Annotated in this window: 12 protein-coding genes and 4 pseudogenes; 4 read left to right on the forward strand and 12 right to left on the reverse strand. The window is 62.2% G+C overall.

Annotated elements, in window-relative coordinates; translation table 11 throughout:
* Positions 1-2: 2 nt before the first annotated feature.
* The 4 genes from PTE31013_RS25250 to alaS all read right to left on the reverse strand — a co-directional run bounded on the left by PTE31013_RS25250 (position 3) and on the right by alaS (position 5,437).
* Positions 3-332, reverse strand: coding sequence for a 4-oxalocrotonate tautomerase (locus PTE31013_RS25250; RefSeq protein WP_281351807.1), 330 nt, complete (start codon positions 330-332; stop codon positions 3-5).
* On the reverse strand, positions 313-1,083 hold the full coding sequence (locus PTE31013_RS11810) for a class II aldolase/adducin family protein (protein ID WP_150612972.1): 771 nt from the start codon (positions 1,081-1,083) through the stop codon (positions 313-315). Before PTE31013_RS11810 ends, PTE31013_RS25250 begins: the two co-directional genes overlap by 20 nt.
* A gap of 60 nt (positions 1,084-1,143) precedes the next feature.
* Positions 1,144-2,400, reverse strand: a complete 1,257-nt coding sequence (locus PTE31013_RS11815; protein ID WP_150612973.1) for a YbfB/YjiJ family MFS transporter — start codon at positions 2,398-2,400, stop codon at positions 1,144-1,146.
* 406 nt (positions 2,401-2,806) lie between these two features.
* Positions 2,807-5,437 (reverse strand): alanine--tRNA ligase, encoded by a 2,631-nt coding sequence (alaS, locus tag PTE31013_RS11820; protein ID WP_150612974.1) that lies wholly within the window; start codon positions 5,435-5,437, stop codon positions 2,807-2,809.
* Between the two features lie 241 nt (positions 5,438-5,678).
* Here alaS and PTE31013_RS11825 point away from each other — a divergent pair, with 241 nt between their 5' ends.
* A complete protein-coding gene (locus PTE31013_RS11825) occupies positions 5,679-6,902 on the forward strand; it encodes a CaiB/BaiF CoA transferase family protein (protein WP_150612975.1) in 1,224 nt (407 codons plus the stop codon).
* A 111-nt stretch (positions 6,903-7,013) separates the two neighbouring features.
* Here the strand turns inward: PTE31013_RS11825 and PTE31013_RS25095 are convergent.
* The 5 genes and pseudogenes from PTE31013_RS25095 to PTE31013_RS11850 form a co-directional block, all read right to left on the reverse strand.
* Positions 7,014-7,280, reverse strand: a pseudogene (locus PTE31013_RS25095) (carboxyvinyl-carboxyphosphonate phosphorylmutase); the annotation flags it as partial.
* Positions 7,261-7,800: pseudogene (locus tag PTE31013_RS11835) on the reverse strand (hydantoinase/oxoprolinase family protein); the annotation flags it as partial. The pseudogenes PTE31013_RS25095 and PTE31013_RS11835, both read right to left, overlap by 20 nt.
* Before the next feature lie 59 nt (positions 7,801-7,859).
* Positions 7,860-8,252: pseudogene (locus PTE31013_RS11840) on the reverse strand (ABC transporter substrate-binding protein); the annotation flags it as partial.
* Between the two features lie 106 nt (positions 8,253-8,358).
* A complete protein-coding gene (locus PTE31013_RS24815) occupies positions 8,359-8,580 on the reverse strand; it encodes a hypothetical protein (RefSeq protein ID WP_174978529.1) in 222 nt (73 codons plus the stop codon).
* A gap of 116 nt (positions 8,581-8,696) precedes the next feature.
* Positions 8,697-9,595, reverse strand: a pseudogene (locus tag PTE31013_RS11850) (LysR substrate-binding domain-containing protein).
* A 165-nt stretch (positions 9,596-9,760) separates the two neighbouring features.
* Between PTE31013_RS11850 and PTE31013_RS11855 the strand changes: the two are divergent.
* Both PTE31013_RS11855 and PTE31013_RS11860 read left to right on the forward strand, forming a co-directional pair.
* On the forward strand, positions 9,761-10,306 hold the full coding sequence (locus tag PTE31013_RS11855; RefSeq protein ID WP_150612977.1) for a sugar ABC transporter: 546 nt from the start codon (positions 9,761-9,763) through the stop codon (positions 10,304-10,306).
* Positions 10,307-10,368: 62 nt separating this feature from the next.
* On the forward strand, positions 10,369-11,055 hold the full coding sequence (locus tag PTE31013_RS11860) for an MBL fold metallo-hydrolase (RefSeq protein WP_246174296.1): 687 nt from the start codon (positions 10,369-10,371) through the stop codon (positions 11,053-11,055).
* 298 nt (positions 11,056-11,353) lie between these two features.
* On the opposite strand, the gene PTE31013_RS11865 is transcribed toward PTE31013_RS11860, so the two are convergent.
* The 3 genes from PTE31013_RS11865 to PTE31013_RS11875 are packed head-to-tail and all read right to left on the reverse strand — an operon-like array spanning position 11,354 to position 14,466.
* A complete protein-coding gene (locus tag PTE31013_RS11865; protein WP_150612979.1) occupies positions 11,354-12,004 on the reverse strand; it encodes a helix-turn-helix domain-containing protein in 651 nt (216 codons plus the stop codon).
* Positions 12,001-13,488, reverse strand: coding sequence for an aldehyde dehydrogenase family protein (locus PTE31013_RS11870; RefSeq protein ID WP_150612980.1), 1,488 nt, complete (start codon positions 13,486-13,488; stop codon positions 12,001-12,003). The genes PTE31013_RS11865 and PTE31013_RS11870 overlap by 4 nt, the downstream gene beginning before the upstream one ends.
* A 15-nt stretch (positions 13,489-13,503) precedes the next feature.
* Complete coding sequence (locus PTE31013_RS11875; protein ID WP_246174298.1) at positions 13,504-14,466, reverse strand: substrate-binding periplasmic protein; 963 nt, start codon at positions 14,464-14,466, stop codon at positions 13,504-13,506.
* A 183-nt stretch (positions 14,467-14,649) separates the two neighbouring features.
* On the opposite strand from PTE31013_RS11875, the gene PTE31013_RS11880 reads away from it, so the two are divergent.
* Positions 14,650-15,306 carry an amino acid ABC transporter permease gene (locus PTE31013_RS11880; protein ID WP_150612981.1) on the forward strand — a complete coding sequence of 219 codons (657 nt, stop codon included), beginning with the start codon at positions 14,650-14,652 and terminating at the stop codon, positions 15,304-15,306.
* Position 15,307: the final 1 nt, after the last annotated feature.

Below are 15,307 nucleotides of genomic sequence, written 5' to 3' on the forward strand. Positions count from 1 at the left end.
CTTCAGATCGACTCAGGACGCGGATCCGACCAGAGCGCACCGGCGGTGGCCCAGTTCTCGGGTTTGACATCGGTAATGATGATGTCGACGGACTCCGGCGTGCAACCGATCGTATTCACGGCGGCTTCCGTCACCGCCTTGACGAATGCGCGCTTTTGCTCGACCGAGCGCCCCTCGAACATCTCCACGTGAAACGTTGGCATTGCAGTCTCTCTCCTGGTGTCGTTATCAAGATCGGCGGCGCCGCGGCCTCGCCATCCATCAAGGCGCGCGGACCTGCCATTCGTCGCCGATGTCGCGCCGGCGCGGCGCTCAATCGCGAAACGAGGCATCTATTCTATCCAGTTTGCGCAGCAGTGCAGGCCACTCGAGCGCACCTTCGATGGCACCGCCATCTTCAAGTTGAAGGGCCGTCTTGTCCTGCACGGCCGGACTTGGCAGATGGGGCGTCGTGCCGCCCGCCAGCGCCTGCAACTGGATCTCGCACGCCTTGACGAGCGTGGCCATCAGCACGAAGGCTTCGGCGACCGAGCGCCCGGTGGTGAGCGTGCCGTGATGACGCAGCAGCATGGCCGGATGTGCCCCAAGCGACGCCACGAGCCGCTCACCCTCGGACGGTGAAAACGCGAGTCCCTCGTAATCGTGATAGCCAATACGCTCGTGAAAACGCAACGCGTGCTGCGAGATCGGCAGCAGTCCATGCGGCTGAATCGACACCGCGATGCCCGCCGTGTTGTGCAGATGCATGACACAGACGGCATCTGGACGCGCCGCATGCACCGCGCCATGCAGCGCAAACCCGGTCACATTCACCGGATGTTCGCTCTCGCCGACGATCTCGCCGGCCATCGTGATCTTCACGAGGTTCGACGCCGTCACTTCATCGAACGTCAGGCCAAACGGGTTGATGAGGAAATGCCCCGGCTCGCCCGGCACCATCGCCGACACATGGGTGTATATGAGATCGTCCCAGCCATACAGCGCAACTAGCCGGTAACAGGCCGCCAGGTCAACGCGCATCTGGCGCTCAGCGTCGCTGATGGCCGTGGCGGCCTTTCTGCCCGCCTGCAGGGTAAAAGACATAGCAAGTTCCAGGAGATGAAGGGGGCGCAGTGGCAGACCATGCCACGCCGCCCAGACGCGTCAGGGTGCGCGTTCGAGCGAACGCTGCCAGTCCCACACGAAGCCGATCGCGCCAAGCACCAACGCGCCGCTCGCACACAGCAGCGCCGCCGTGAAGTTGCCGGTCGCCGCGACAAGCGGCGCGGCCACCAGTGGTCCGACGACCTGCCCGATGCCGTAGGATGCCGTCACCAGGCCGATCAGGCCATTGGCATTGTCCCCACGCAGGCGTCGGCACTCACGCACGGCATAGACGGTAATCGCCGTGAAGGGCAGGCCGACCAGCACGCTACCCACGGCAAACCCCACCGCGTTCGGCAGCACGATGCCGATCCCGACGCCCACCCCTTGCGTGACATAGCATGCCGCGAGCAACAGACGATTGTCCCAGGCCTGCGGCGCCCGCGCCCCGATGATCGCGCCGGGCATCACCATGAGGCCGAGCAGTGGAAAGAACAGATCTGGCCACGGCGAGCCAGGCAGCGCCTGACGCGCAATCACCGGGAGAAAGGTGGCCGTGATGATGTAGCCGAATCCAGCAAACCCATAGAGCACGGTAACGGGAATCACCGACTCGCCGCTGCCATGATCGACGGCGCGCGAGGCAGTCTGCGCGGGTGCGGCGTGCGAGGGCGCTGCTGCGCCGGCCGTCTTCGAGGGGTCAGGGCCATCCGGCACGAAGGTGCGCCAGATCAACGCCAGCAGCACCAACGCCAGCAATCCGCACAGCAGCCACCCGCCGCGCGCGGGCCACGCGAGCGAGTCGTTCAGACTCGCAAGCAGCCCCGTCACCACAATGCCGGCGCCGGGCCCCGCGAAGATCACGCCTCCCAGGCTCGGCATGTGCAATTCACTGAGCTTTCGGAAGGCCCAGCCGGCCGAGAACACCATCGCCCAGGCACTCATGACCCCTGCCAGCGTGCGCACGACAGCCCACACGGCGAACGAATCGAGCAGGCCCATGATGAGCGTCAGCACGACCGTGGCCGCCAGCGCAAAGCGCACGATGCGCGTTGGGGTAAAGCGCAACCACATGCACGACAGCGCGCCGACGAAGTAGCCCGCGTAGTTGAGCGACGCGAGCCAACTGCCGTGTTGAATGTCGGTGAGGTGCTCATGGAGCATCAGCGGCAGCATCGGCGTGAACGCGAAGCGGCCAATGCCCATGGCAATGGCGAGGGCGAGCATGCAGGACAGGGCAATGCGCCACGCCGCGCGCTCAGGGGACGGTTGGCGCGACGAGACGGCTCTGTCGGATTCAGCGAGGGCGACTGGCATAACGGTAGCGGAGGAGAAAACGCGCGTCGGCACGCACGCTCTACCGAATACTTTACAGGCAAACCATCAGGAAAACGGGGGGCCCCCAATGGCATCAGGGACAATGTGAGACATTTTCGGTCCGCGCCCGCCTGGATTCCCTCTCTCGCGAAACACTAAAGCCTCCCGCTTTCGGATCCTTTCGAATACCGAAACTGTACTGCTGCGGCATCAGGCCACATCAAGCGCTTCGACACGGTTCAACGACGTGAGTCCCGATGCGCAACGTCACACATGAAGCGCTTGTCGACCGACGCCGGTCACCCGCCGTCATGAAAAAACCCCAAGGGTCGGATCGCTATCCAACGCTTGGGGTTCCGTCCATGCACAGCGAGCTGCGACCTATGCTGTCGCGCTCACCGTATCGTTACATCTTCAGCTTGCCGGCCACCCACCCCTGCACGCCGGCGAGCGCCTGCGGCAATTGCGACGGGTCAGTGCCGCCCGCCTGTGCCATGTCGGGACGTCCACCGCCCTTGCCGCCGACCTGTTGCGCGACGAAATTGACCAACTCACCCGCCTTGACCTTGCTGGTCGCGTCGGCCGTCACGCCGGCGATCAGGCTGACCTTGCCGCCCTCGACCGCCGCGAGGACGATCGCGGCGCTGCCCAGCTTGTCCTTGAGCTTGTCCATCGTCTCGCGCAGCATCTTGACGTCGGCGCCTTCGAGTTGCGCGGCCAGCACTTTCAGACCGCTCACATCGACGGCCTTCTCGAGCAACTCGTCGCCCTGGCTCGACGCCAGCTTCGACTTGAGCGCCGCCAGTTCCTTCTCCAGCGACTTGACCTGCTCCTGCACCTGCGCGATGCGCGGCGTCAGTTCGGACGGCTGGGTCTTGAGTGCGGCCGCCGCCTCGTTGATCTGATCGTCGAGCTTCTGCACGAAATGCACCGAGTTGTCGCCGGTGATCGCTTCCACCCGACGGATACCGGCGGCGACGCCCCCTTCCATCACGATCTTGAACAGGCCGATGTCGCCCGTGCGCGTCACGTGCGTGCCGCCGCACAATTCGCGCGACGTGCCGATGTCGAGCACGCGCACTTCGTCGCCGTACTTCTCACCGAACAGCGCCATCGCGCCGCCCTTCACGGCATCGTCGAACGACATCACGGCAGCCTGCGTGGGCGCGTTGGCCAGGACTTCGGCGTTGACGATGTCTTCCACGCGACGAATGTCCTCGGCGGTCATCGCGGCATTGTGGGCAAAGTCGAAGCGGGTCTTGTCGGCGTCGACGAGCGAGCCCTTCTGCTGCACGTGGCCGCCCAGCACCTCGCGCAGCGCCTTGTGCATCAGATGCGTTGCCGAGTGGTTGCGAACGGTGCGAGCGCGACGTACGGCATCGACCTGCGCCGTGACGGCCGCGCCCACGCTCAGCTCGCCCGATTCCAGCTTGCCGTAGTGACCGAAGACGTCGGCCTGGATCTTTTGCGTATCCGACACACCGAAACGGGCGCCGCCCGCCGTGATCAGACCCTGGTCGCCCACCTGGCCGCCGGACTCGGCGTAGAACGGCGTGGTATCGAGCACCACGATGCCCTGCTGGCCGGCGGTGAGCTTGTTCACGCTCGTGCCGTCGACATAGAGCGCCGTCACTTTCGCGCCGTCGAGCACGAGCTTGTCGTAGCCCTGGAAACGCGTCTTGTCGCCGACGTATTCAAGGGCCGTGGCCATCTTGAACTTGCCGGCGGCACGCGCCTGCTCACGCTGACGTGCCATCGCGGCATCGAAACCCGCTTCGTCGACGGAGATGCTGCGCTCGCGGCAGACGTCGGCCGTGAGGTCGAGCGGAAAGCCGTAGGTGTCATGCAGCTTGAAGGCGAGTTCGCCGTCGAGCGTGGTCACGCCGCGCTTGGCCAGATCGGCCAGGGCGCCGTCGAGAATCTCCATGCCGTTCTCGATGGTCTCGCCGAAGCGCTCTTCTTCCTGCTTGAGCACGTCGGTCACGCGCTGCTGCGCCTGCACCAGTTCCGGGTAGGCCGCGCCCATTTCCGCGACCAGGTCCGGCACGAGCTTGTAGAAGAACGGCGTCTTGCAGCCGAGCTTGTAGCCGTGACGGATCGCGCGGCGGATGATCCGGCGCAGCACGTAGCCGCGGCCTTCGTTGCCCGGAATCACGCCGTCGACGATCAGGAACGCGCAAGCACGGATGTGATCGGCGATCACCTTGAGCGAGTTCGCGGCGAGATCGGTCACGCCGGTCTCGCGACCGGCGGCCTTGATCAGGTGCTGGAACAGGTCGATCTCGTAGTTGCTGTGCACGTGTTGCAACACGGCCGCGATACGCTCCAGCCCCATGCCGGTATCCACGCACGGCTTGGGCAGCGGCGTCATGTTGCCCTGCTCGTCACGGTTGAACTGCATGAACACGAGGTTCCAAACTTCGATGTAGCGGTCGCCGTCTTCGTCCGGCGATCCCGGCGGGCCGCCCCATACGTCCGAACCGTGGTCGAAGAAGATTTCCGAGCATGGGCCGCACGGACCGGTGTCGGCCATCTGCCAGAAGTTGTCCGACGCGTAGCGCGCACCCTTGTTGTCGCCGATGCGGATGATGCGCTCGGCCGGCACGCCGACTTCCTTCGCCCAGATGTCGTAGGCTTCGTCGTCTTCCTGATAAACGGTGACCCAGAGCTTGTCCTTCGGCAGTTTGTAGACTTCCGTGAGCAGCTCCCACGCGTATTGAATCGCTTCGCGCTTGAAGTAGTCGCCGAACGAGAAATTGCCCAGCATTTCGAAGAACGTGTGATGGCGGGCCGTGTAGCCGACGTTCTCGAGGTCATTGTGCTTGCCGCCTGCGCGCACGCTGCGCTGGGCCGTGGTCGCGCGCTTGTAGGGGCGCGTCTCGAGACCGAGGAAGACGTCCTTGAATTGCACCATGCCGGAGTTCGTGAACAGCAGCGTGGGGTCATTGGACGGCACGAGGCTCGACGAGCGCACGATGGTGTGCCCCTTCGACTCGAAGAAGTTGAGGAATTTTTCCCGAATGTCAGCGACTTTCATAGCGTGCGAAGGAGCGTAGGGACCGGGCCAGCGAGGCTGGGCGGGTATTTTGCAAACTTTTGATTATACGGGAAATCGGCCCCACCACCGCGCCGCACCGACAACCGCAGTGCGAAACGGCGCTGGTCAGCCGCGCATCGCACGCCGTAGACTCCCCTGTCAAAGTTCCGCAATGCAAAACGATGTTCCGCATATGGGTCGGGGCAGCGATCAGACGATGAAATCGAGGAGAGTGTGGACGATGGGTGCGCTGAGTCATATTCGGGTGCTGGATCTTTCGCGCGTGCTGGCCGGCCCGTGGGCCACGCAGAACCTGGCCGATCTGGGCGCAGACGTGATCAAGGTCGAGCGTCCCGGCGTCGGGGATGACACTCGCCGATGGGGCCCACCGTACCAGCGTGATGCCGACGGTCGCGAGACGGCCGAGGCCGCCTACTACCTCGCCGCGAACCGCAACAAACGCTCGCTCACGCTCGATATCGCCTCTGCGGAAGGACAGGCGATCGTCAAGGCACTGGCGGCGCAGAGCGACGTGGTCGTCGAGAATTACAAGGTCGGCCAGTTGGCGAAATACGGGCTGGATTACGCGTCGTTGCGCGAGATCAAGCCCGATCTCGTCTATTGCTCAGTGACGGGCTTCGGCCAGGACGGCCCTTACGCGTCGCGCGCCGGCTACGACTTCATCGTGCAGGGCATCGGGGGCTTCATGAGCATTACGGGCGAGCGTGACGGCCTGCCCGGCGGTGGCCCACAGAAGGCCGGCGTCGCGATTGCCGATCTGATGACCGGGATGTACGCGACCATCGCCATCATGGCGGCCCTCACGCACCGCGACCGCACGGGGGTGGGACAATACATCGACATGGCGCTGCTCGACACACAGGTGGCGATGCTGGCGAACATGAACACGAACTATCTCGCGAGCGGCGAGGCACCGGTGCGCTGGGGCAACGCGCATCCGAACATCGTGCCTTACCAGACGTTCCAGACGGCAGACGATGGCTGGATCATCGTGGCGGTGGGCAACGACGGGCAGTTCCGCAAGTTCGTCGAAGCCGGCGAAGCGCCCGCGCTCGCCGACGACGCGCGTTTTGCGACCAACCCATCGCGCGTACGTCACCGCGATACGCTCGTGCCGATTCTCGCGCAAATGGTGCGCAAGTTCGGCAAGGACACCTGGATCGACAAACTCGAAGCCGCCGGTGTGCCGTGCGGCCCGATCAACACGCTGCCGGAAGTGTTCGCACATCCGCAGGTCATCGCGCGCGAGATGGCGCTGGAGTTGCCGCATCCCTCGGGCGGTGTGGCCCGCCTCGTCGCCAGCCCGATGAAGATGAGCGAGACGCCACCCGTTGCCCGTAGCGCCCCGCCTACGCTGGGCCAGCACAGCGACGAAATTCTGCGTGAGCGCCTGGGTTTCGACGATTCCAAGATCGCGCAGTTGCGCGGCGACAGCATCGTCTGACGCCCGCGAGAAAAGGGCCTGACGCGAAGCCAATCGCGACAGGCCCTGCCTTTACCGGCGCGACCCACCTCACGCGCCGATTCCCCGTACGGGCATCGCCCGCCTGCCCGTCTATTCGTATGGCTCACCCTCGGCGAGCAGCGCCGGGGTGCCGATCACCGCATTCAAGCCATCGAAGTCGAGCATGCGTTCACGCCATGCCGCCGTAGTGCCTTGCGCGTGCAGATTAGCGTAGTACCCCTGCAACGTGCTGGCGACAGCACGCGCCGTCCCGCCCGGGAAGATCACGATACGGAAGCCGATGTCGGCGAGCGCCTGTGCGCTTTGTACCGGGGTCTTGCCGCCTTCGACCATGTTGGCTAGCAATTGAGCCGCCGCCCGCCCCGATGGTTTCGATCTGGATCATCGGCGAGCGCACCACCATGCCGAACTCGATGGATGTCTGTGCGCAGAGCGATGCCTCGCCGCCCGCCACGAGCGAGACGTCGAACGACGTGCCGCCCATATCGCCGGTGACAACGTTGGCGAAGCCCGCCGCGCGCGCAATCGCCGCGCACGCGATCACACCGGCCGCCGGCCCGGAGAGCGCGGTGCGTACCGGGACATCGCTGGCGGTCTGCCGCGACATGACGCCGCCGTTGCTCTGCGCGACGAGCAGTTCGCCGCCGAACCCTTGTGCCTTCAGGTCACGCTCGAGCCGCGTGAGATAACTGCCTACCACCGGTTGCAGCGCCGCGTTGAGCGTGGCGGTCGAGCAGCGCTCGAACTCGCGAATCTCGGGCAACACTTCCGTCGCCGCCGTCACATAGCCGTTAGGCCAGAGGGCACGAACCGCCGCGACCGCCCGCTGTTCGTTGGCGGGGTTGGCATACGCATTGATGAAGAACACGCACACGGCCCCCGTGGTGAGCCCCGTTGAGCACGGCCGACAGGAGAATGACCGGGTCGAACATCGCATCAGGCCTTGAGCGGGAAGATCGGCGCCACCTGACGATAGGAGTCCGGCAGAATCACGTTGATGTCGCCGCGCGTGACCTGTGTGAGCAGCGGCCGTGCGCCCGTGTTCTGCCCGTTGACGAACTTCGTCGGGCCGTAGGGCATGATGTGGTCCTTGAACGAACTCGATGCGAGCGCGGTCGTAATCGCCGCGCGATCGACGGATTTGGCGCGCTCGATGGCATCGGCCAGCAGCATCATCGCCGTGTAGGTCATGAAGACCTCGTAGCTGAAGAGCGCTCCCTTGGCTTGCGTGCGCCCTTTGAGCGTCGCCACGCGCGGGTCTTTCGGATTGAACCAATGGTTGCAGTCGATGATGCCGTCGGCGATGTCCGGAAACTCATTGAGGAGCCGGTCCAGTTGGTCGTCGACGTGCCGAAGATTCCCGACCATCCGCCGTCCACTCGCTCATAAGCGGTCGCGAAGCAGACATCGGTACGCTTGGACAGGAAATAGTCGATCACGCCGTAGAGCGTTTGCCGTGTGCCGCCGAGAACACGGAGCCGATGGCGACGACCGTCGTCAAGCCCTGCCCCGCGATGCCACCGAAGGCATATTGAAGGTTCATGCCGAACGGGCCGAACGTCTTTGTCCAGGTGAGCGCGTTATTGAAGCGCTGGCCCGTCAGGAAGACGAGCCACGAGTTCGTGGGCGACGCACCGATGAAGATCGGATCGACCATCGAGATCGCCACCACGGCGCCTGTGTACTGAGTTCGATCAACGACGGCAACTCTCTGGCCGGCAGGCTTTCGTCGCGCTGCAAGGCGGTTGGGGCGAATTCGCGCTTGGCCGTGTTCTATCGGGAAATTCCCGAGCCGCGAGCCTCTTCCAGAATCCATTTCGAAAATGCCTGAACCGGCCTCTCACTCAATTCAATCGGCTCGGGAAGCACAAGGCAAAAGTTCTTGGTGAGCCCCTTGCCGTCTGGCCAGGGGGCGACCAATCGGCCTTGCTCAAGCTCGGCGTCGATGTAAAGACGCGGCACCCATGCCACCCCCAAACCGGCTAGCGCGGCTTCTATCAGCATGACGTGGAGATCGTAAGGCGCGCCAACCGCCGGATTGGCAAGTACGATGCCTGACGCCTGCGCATACCTCTGCCAGGCATCCGGATTCTGCCTCCTGTGAAGCAGTGGCGACGCATCGAGCGATGTGTTTGCACCGGCATCGGCGAGGAGCGCCGGACTACAAACCGGCACAAGGATCTCTTACATCAGGCGATGCAGATGCATCCCCGCCCATGCGGGATGCGCAAAATGGATGGCCGCGTCGAAACCGCTCCCGGCAAGAAGGAAGGGTCCATCCGTTCGGCAATATGTACGGTAATGTTCGGATACTCGCGCTGAAACCGCTTCAACCGGGGAATGAGCCAACGGGTAGCGAAGGTGGGACTGGCCGCAATATCGATGCTCGCCCCCTCGATAGGTTGTCCCATCAGATACAGGCTGTCCCGCTCCAGCCGATCCAGAATCTCCCGAACCTGCACCGCGTACCGCGTGCCGTGAGGTGCGAGGCGCACTCGATTTCCCACTCGCTCGAACAGCGTAACCCCCAAGAACGCCTCCAACCGGCCAATCTGACGACTGACTGCGCCCTCGGTGCGTGCCAACCCCTCGGCGGCGCGGGCGAAGCTGCCGTGTCGAGCCGCCGCTTCGAATGCCAGAAGCGCTGAGTTGCTGGGAATTTTACGTGGCATGGGGGTCTCGTCGATTCAAACGCGCTCGGTTCAGCTTGATAAAACATCACTGAAGTCCGACTTTAATTCCTTATAAATACCGAAAACGTCAGATTACCATTACGTTAATACACTAATGATGCGTATTTCGCAGCAAGGTGCTCATCCGGCACAGAGGACAATCTGATGATCTACACGGTGGAATGCAGCTTCGCCGACTCCCACAGCGAAGCCGAATGGAACGACTTCTACAGCCTTGAAAAGCTGCCCGCCCTGATCTCGGTCACCGGCTTTCACACATCGCAACGCTTCCGGTCGATGAGCGACGGTTGCCCCGTCTATCTCGCCATCCACACGATTGACGGCCTGGAAGTGCTGGCGGGAGAGGAATATCGTCAGAAAGGCGGTGGCAATTTTGCGAGGTGGCAGCAACACATCACCGACTGGCACCGAAATCTGTACAGCGATATCGGTCTTGCGCCAGCGGTCGGTGCCGATGAAATCCTCGTGCTTGGTTCAAGTGGCCCCGATCCGCTGATTCGGATGGGCCTCGCGCCGCTGGCCATGCACGCCGTTGCGTTGGAGAAGTTTCCGGAGCACCGCTGGCTCGCCGTTCTGTCGCGGGCAAACGCTCCGCTTGTCGAGAGCATCGCCGATGGCCTTCATCTATACGCACCGATGACAGAGCAACTGACAAGCCCCCGCGCTCTTTCGACAGCGTCGACGAAATAGGTCTGCAATGCCGAATGTCACATTCCATATCGAGACGGGCAGCATGCCTTCCGGGGAGAGCCTTGCCGGGCTTTCCCGCGACTGTGTCGAGCGCGGGCCGCACCATCCTCATCGATGGCGGGGCTGGCGGTATCAAACAATGGGGCGGCCGTCTGAAAGACAATCTGCTGCTCGCCGGTATCGAACCATCCTCGGTCGACACGATCCTGCTCACACATGCCCATCCCGACCATGTCGGGGGACTCGAGAATGCCGCCGGACAGATTGCCTTCCCGAACGCGGAGTTGGTCGCTCATCGGCGTGAGGTCGGATTTTGGCAGGATGAGGGAAATCTCAGTCGTGCGAGCGAGCGGGCACGCGGCAACTTCCGGATAGCCCGTCAGGTGTTCGATGGCTACAGCGACAGGCTGCGGACTTTCGATGATGGGGAGGTGCTTCCCGGCATCCGCGCGATGTCATTGCCGGGGCACACGGATGGACACACGGGATACCTCGTCGAATCCCGGGATCAAAGCTTGCTGGTTTGGGGGGATGTCGTGCATTTTCCTCACATCCAGATTGAACGCCCCGACGTATCGATTGCATTCGATCAAGACCCCACACGGGCAGCCACCACACGATCGAGGCTTCTGGATATGGTCAGTTCGGAGGGACTTCTGATCGCGGGCATGCATTTGGGCGAACTCGGCTTCGCGAGAATCAAGCGGACGCGGAGCGAATACGACCTGCTTTACGTGACCGAAGCCTAAAGCGATGGTGGCGAGAGGCTGCGCTCCGCCTCGAGTGTGAGAAAGTCATTTGAAAAAGCTACCGCGCGCATATAGTCGGAAGGGATCTAACGTACGCGCGGATTGAGCAACCTGGCAAAGACGAGCCCGTCTCGGTGCCTTGCCCGTTGTTCGAGTTTCCAGAATCTCGCTTATGCACCTATCGACGGGGGGCAGTTCAGTCCCGGGGCGGTTCAGGTGCCGCAGGAGTTCCTGCCGTGTCGCGACGCCGTAGGAGAACCATGTCTTCCTTTTCATCATTGGCTTCGTGATTCCAGTACTACATCTCGACACGCGGACGCCGCGTGTCCATGAACCAGATAACGCTCGCCGTTTCCCGCGATACGTTCCGAAGCCGATGCGCAAGCGCGCTGTTGAATTGGAAACTGTCACCCTCCTGAATCTCAACGGTGTGGTTATCGACCATCAATTCGAGCTTCCCGGTCAAGACCATTCCGCCCTTCTCACCGGCTCCCATCAGCACCTCTGAAGAACTGGTTCCGGGATCGAAGTGGATCAGCATGAATTGCAGATCATGCTGGCCTTCCGGCGTCAGCAACTCCTTGCGCAGACCAGACGCCTGCACTAAGAACTTCGGTCTCGACGCGCTGCGCCGGACGAAGTTCCCTTCGCGGCGAGCTTTGGAATTTTCTTCGCTATCCGAAGCACCTTCGCTGAACAAATCCGTCAGCGGCACATCAAGCGCCGTACGTAGGCGCTCCAACGTCTTGACTGAAGGGCTGCTGATGCCCCGCTCGATCTGGCTGATCATTCCCGCTGATACGGATGACTTCGTCGCGAGTTCGTTCACACTGAGCCCCTTTTTCGTGCGCACTTCGCGAAGCCGCCGACTGACGACCGCCTGATCGTTCTCGGGCTGCCTGACTGTCTCCAAGTGCGGCACCTCAATTTCTACCTTAATAGCATTCACGATTCGTCCGCAGATCGCCCTTCGAAATCCATTAGCACACTCTTCTCACGTCGGGCTGCCTCGAAAGCCTGGCGCCCAAGGTCCTTGCCCACGCCCGAGCCCTTGAAGCCGCCAGTCGGAATGATGAGATCCCTGCTACGGCCATAACGGTTGATCCAGACGGTTCCCGCTTCGATTCTGCGCATCGCGCGCAGCGCCTGCCCGAAGTCACTGGTATGCACCCCTGCCGCGAGACCGTACGAAGGATGGTCCGCAAGGGCAAGACCTTCTTCCTCGTCTTCGAAGGTCTGCACGGTCAACACCGGGCCAAACACTTCCTCCCGCACGACTGGCATCCCAGCATCGACACGGCGAACGACCGTCGGACGATAGAAATGACTACCGATGTCGCCGTCGAAAGATGATCCGCCACACAGGATTTCCGCCCCGGCTTCTCGCGACGCCTGCACCTTCGCATCGATCTGACGCAACTGGGCCGCGCTGATGATCGGCGAGAAGCGCGTCCCGGCGTCCCACGTCAAGCCTACCTCGAGCTGCGACACGGCTCTCACAACGCCTTCGACCAGTTCGTCGGCCAGGTGGCGATGGCAGATCAGCCTCGTTCCAGAGACGCACGCCTGCCCGCCGTTCGCCGTGAAGCCGCGGCTCACCATCTCGATGACGCGCTTGATATCCGGCACACGGGCAAATACGAGTTGCGGGCTTTTTCCGCCCAGCTCCAGCGTGACCGGCTTGATGGACGCAGCCGCCAGATTCAGAATCGCTTTTCCGGTTCGCGTCGACCCGGTGAAGGTGATCTTCGCGATGCCCGGATGCGAAACCAGCGCCGCGCCCGCCTCCGTGCCAAAACCGTTGACCACGCTGAAGATTCCGGGCGGCACGCCCGCGTCGACCGCGAGTTGCGCCAGACGCAAGGTCGAGAATGGCGTGAGCTCGGACGGCTTAAGCACGATTGCGTTACCGGCTGCGAGCGCCGGCCCGCATTTCCACGAAGCCATCGACAGCGGAAAATTCCACGGCGTGATCGCACCGACGACGCCGAGCGGCTCGCGTACGGTCATGCCCAAGGTCGTGGCTTGGGTACATGCAACCTCGCCACCGGACTTGTCCGCCAGTTCAGCGAAGAACCGGATGGCCTCAGCAGTGAACGGAACGTCCGAGGAGATGACCTCCGAGATCGGGCGGGTCGATCCGATGGCTTCGAGCATTGGCAAGTCGGGGTCGGCATCGATGAGGTCGGCCCAGCGGCGTAACACGCGCGCCCGCTCGCGAGGCGCACATGTTGACCAGCCACTGGCGCGCAACGCCCGCTGCGCGCTCTGGACGGCCAGATCGATCGTTTGCGCCGAACCAGCCGACGTATGGCCCAACGTCACACCGTCCGAAGGGCGCAAAACATCAATATCCGCTTCTTCAGGAAAGCTGCGCAACGTCTCGATGAAATGACCTCGCGCAAACGCGGAGGGATCGGGAAAATTAATCATATCAGGGCGTGCCGGTCACTTCTTGACCATGCCGTAACGGCCGAGAATGGCATCCAGCGTGCCATCCGCCCGCATCGCATCCAGTGCGGCATTGATCTTGTTGAGCAGTTCCGTGTTTCCCTTCTTGACGCCGAAGGCAACGCCAAACGCTTTCATCGGCGTGTACCCGCTTACGACGTGCATCCCCTTGAGTGCGCCTGCGGCCTCCTGGGCCTTCAGGATCGGATAATCTGTCATGCCAAGCGCGATGCGATGCAGCGATACGTCACGCGCCATATCGGCGGGGTTATCGTAGATCTTGACCTCCTTGGCGTAGTGATTCTTCATCACCGCCTCCGAATAATCCGTACCCGCCATGATGCCGACGACGTCGTTGGAAAAGTCCTTGGCTGACTGGTACTCCTTCTTGTTGTCGTCGCTCACGAAGATTCCCTCGCCGAAGGCTGTCACGACCTGCGAGAAATCGATGACCTCGGCGCGCTTCGGTGTCGGCGTCATTCCCGCCACGATCATATCGATCTTGCCTGTGATAACCGACTGAATCAGGGCGGGGAACGGCACCGCCTGAAATTCCAGCGTCAGCCCCTCGCGCTTCGCGATCTCCGCTGCGATGTCGGGCATATACCCGGCGATCTTGCCGGTCTTCGTATCGAGGTAAGTCGTCGGCGCGCTCGACGGTGGCGAACCCGCGACCAGTTGAGCGGCTGACGCCGTCCCGACCGATGCGATAGCAAGCGTCACAGCAATGAGAGCTCGTCGAGTGAACTTCGCGGAGCAAACAGGGAGGTTTCGCGCAGCCGAGGGCTTGTTAGTAGTCATGATGAGCCTTGCACCTTTGACATGAAGTTGGCCGCCAGTCAGGCAAAGATACTCGACGGGCAGCGAGAGAGATTCGCAATGAAATCTCAGTATAGTGAATAGCTCGGGCGTTGCAATAAAAATATATTGAGCAGCAGCGATATCCCCTGCGTGGCGCACGATTACCCCAATGCACCGCGCGAGGTCATTTTTTATCCGTATGGTGCATGATGCACGCATGAGGGCAAACCTGCCCCTCGCGGAAACACCAATCGAACTTTTATTTTTGACACGCGGCCACGTTCACTATACTGCACAGAACGCCTCATCGGTCAGGCGACCTTTTAGCTAGGGAACACTATTGTGCGATGGTCGAACGCAGTCGAATTCTTCCCCTTCCTGCTGCAAGGGGCATGGGTAACGATCCAAATTAGCTTGCTGGCGCTGCTGTTGAGCATGCCCTTAGGTCTCCTCCTCGCCAGCGGAAAGCTGTCGAAACATAGAGCGATCTCGCTGCCGACGTCTTGGGTAATCAACGTAGTGCGGGGCGTTCCGATGATCGTCCTGCTGTTCTATATCTACTTCGTGTTTCCCGACATCGGCATTAGCCTCGGGTCATTCCAGGCGGCGGTAATCGGGCTGGGCTTTGCCTACTCAACGTACGTGGCCGAGATTTTCCGTTCAGGGATTCTGTCCGTGGACAGCGGGCAACTGGAAGCGGCCCGCTCGATAGGGATGGGCAAGTTTCAGGCTTTTCGGCGCGTGGTTCTTCCGCAAGCCTTCAAGGTCGCGTTGCCACCACTGTCCAGCACGGTCGTGATGCTCATCAAGGATTCCGCGATCGCCTCGACCATCGCGGTGACCGAGATGACGAGGCAGGGACAGTTACTTGCGGCCTCCACCTTCGACAACAGCACGGTCTATACGATGGTGGCATGCTTTTATCTCGCGATGACCCTGCCGTTGATGCAGTTGACCAAGTACATGGAAGCCAGGTTCGGCAAACACCAGGGGAACTGAC

It is taken from the genome of Pandoraea terrigena, from assembly GCF_902459705.1.
In the GTDB taxonomy this organism is placed as follows: domain Bacteria; phylum Pseudomonadota; class Gammaproteobacteria; order Burkholderiales; family Burkholderiaceae; genus Pandoraea; species Pandoraea terrigena.

What these genes read in the sequence shown, in the direction of transcription:
- PTE31013_RS11815 (WP_150612973.1), bottom strand. Translation starts at nt 2,400, where the DNA reads ATGCCAGTCGCCCTCGCTGAATCCGACAGAGCCGTCTCGTCGCGCCAA.
- PTE31013_RS24815 (WP_174978529.1), bottom strand. Translation starts at nt 8,580, where the DNA reads ATGGTCGATCCGATCTTCATCGGTGCGTCGCCCACGAACTCGTGGCTC.
- PTE31013_RS25250 (WP_281351807.1), bottom strand. Translation starts at nt 332, where the DNA reads ATGCCTCGTTTCGCGATTGAGCGCCGCGCCGGCGCGACATCGGCGACG.
- PTE31013_RS11855 (WP_150612977.1), top strand. Translation starts at nt 9,761, where the DNA reads ATGATCTACACGGTGGAATGCAGCTTCGCCGACTCCCACAGCGAAGCC.
- PTE31013_RS11810 (WP_150612972.1), bottom strand. Translation starts at nt 1,083, where the DNA reads ATGTCTTTTACCCTGCAGGCGGGCAGAAAGGCCGCCACGGCCATCAGC.
- PTE31013_RS11870 (WP_150612980.1), bottom strand. Translation starts at nt 13,488, where the DNA reads ATGATTAATTTTCCCGATCCCTCCGCGTTTGCGCGAGGTCATTTCATC.
- alaS (WP_150612974.1), bottom strand. Translation starts at nt 5,437, where the DNA reads ATGAAAGTCGCTGACATTCGGGAAAAATTCCTCAACTTCTTCGAGTCG.
- PTE31013_RS11825 (WP_150612975.1), top strand. Translation starts at nt 5,679, where the DNA reads ATGGGTGCGCTGAGTCATATTCGGGTGCTGGATCTTTCGCGCGTGCTG.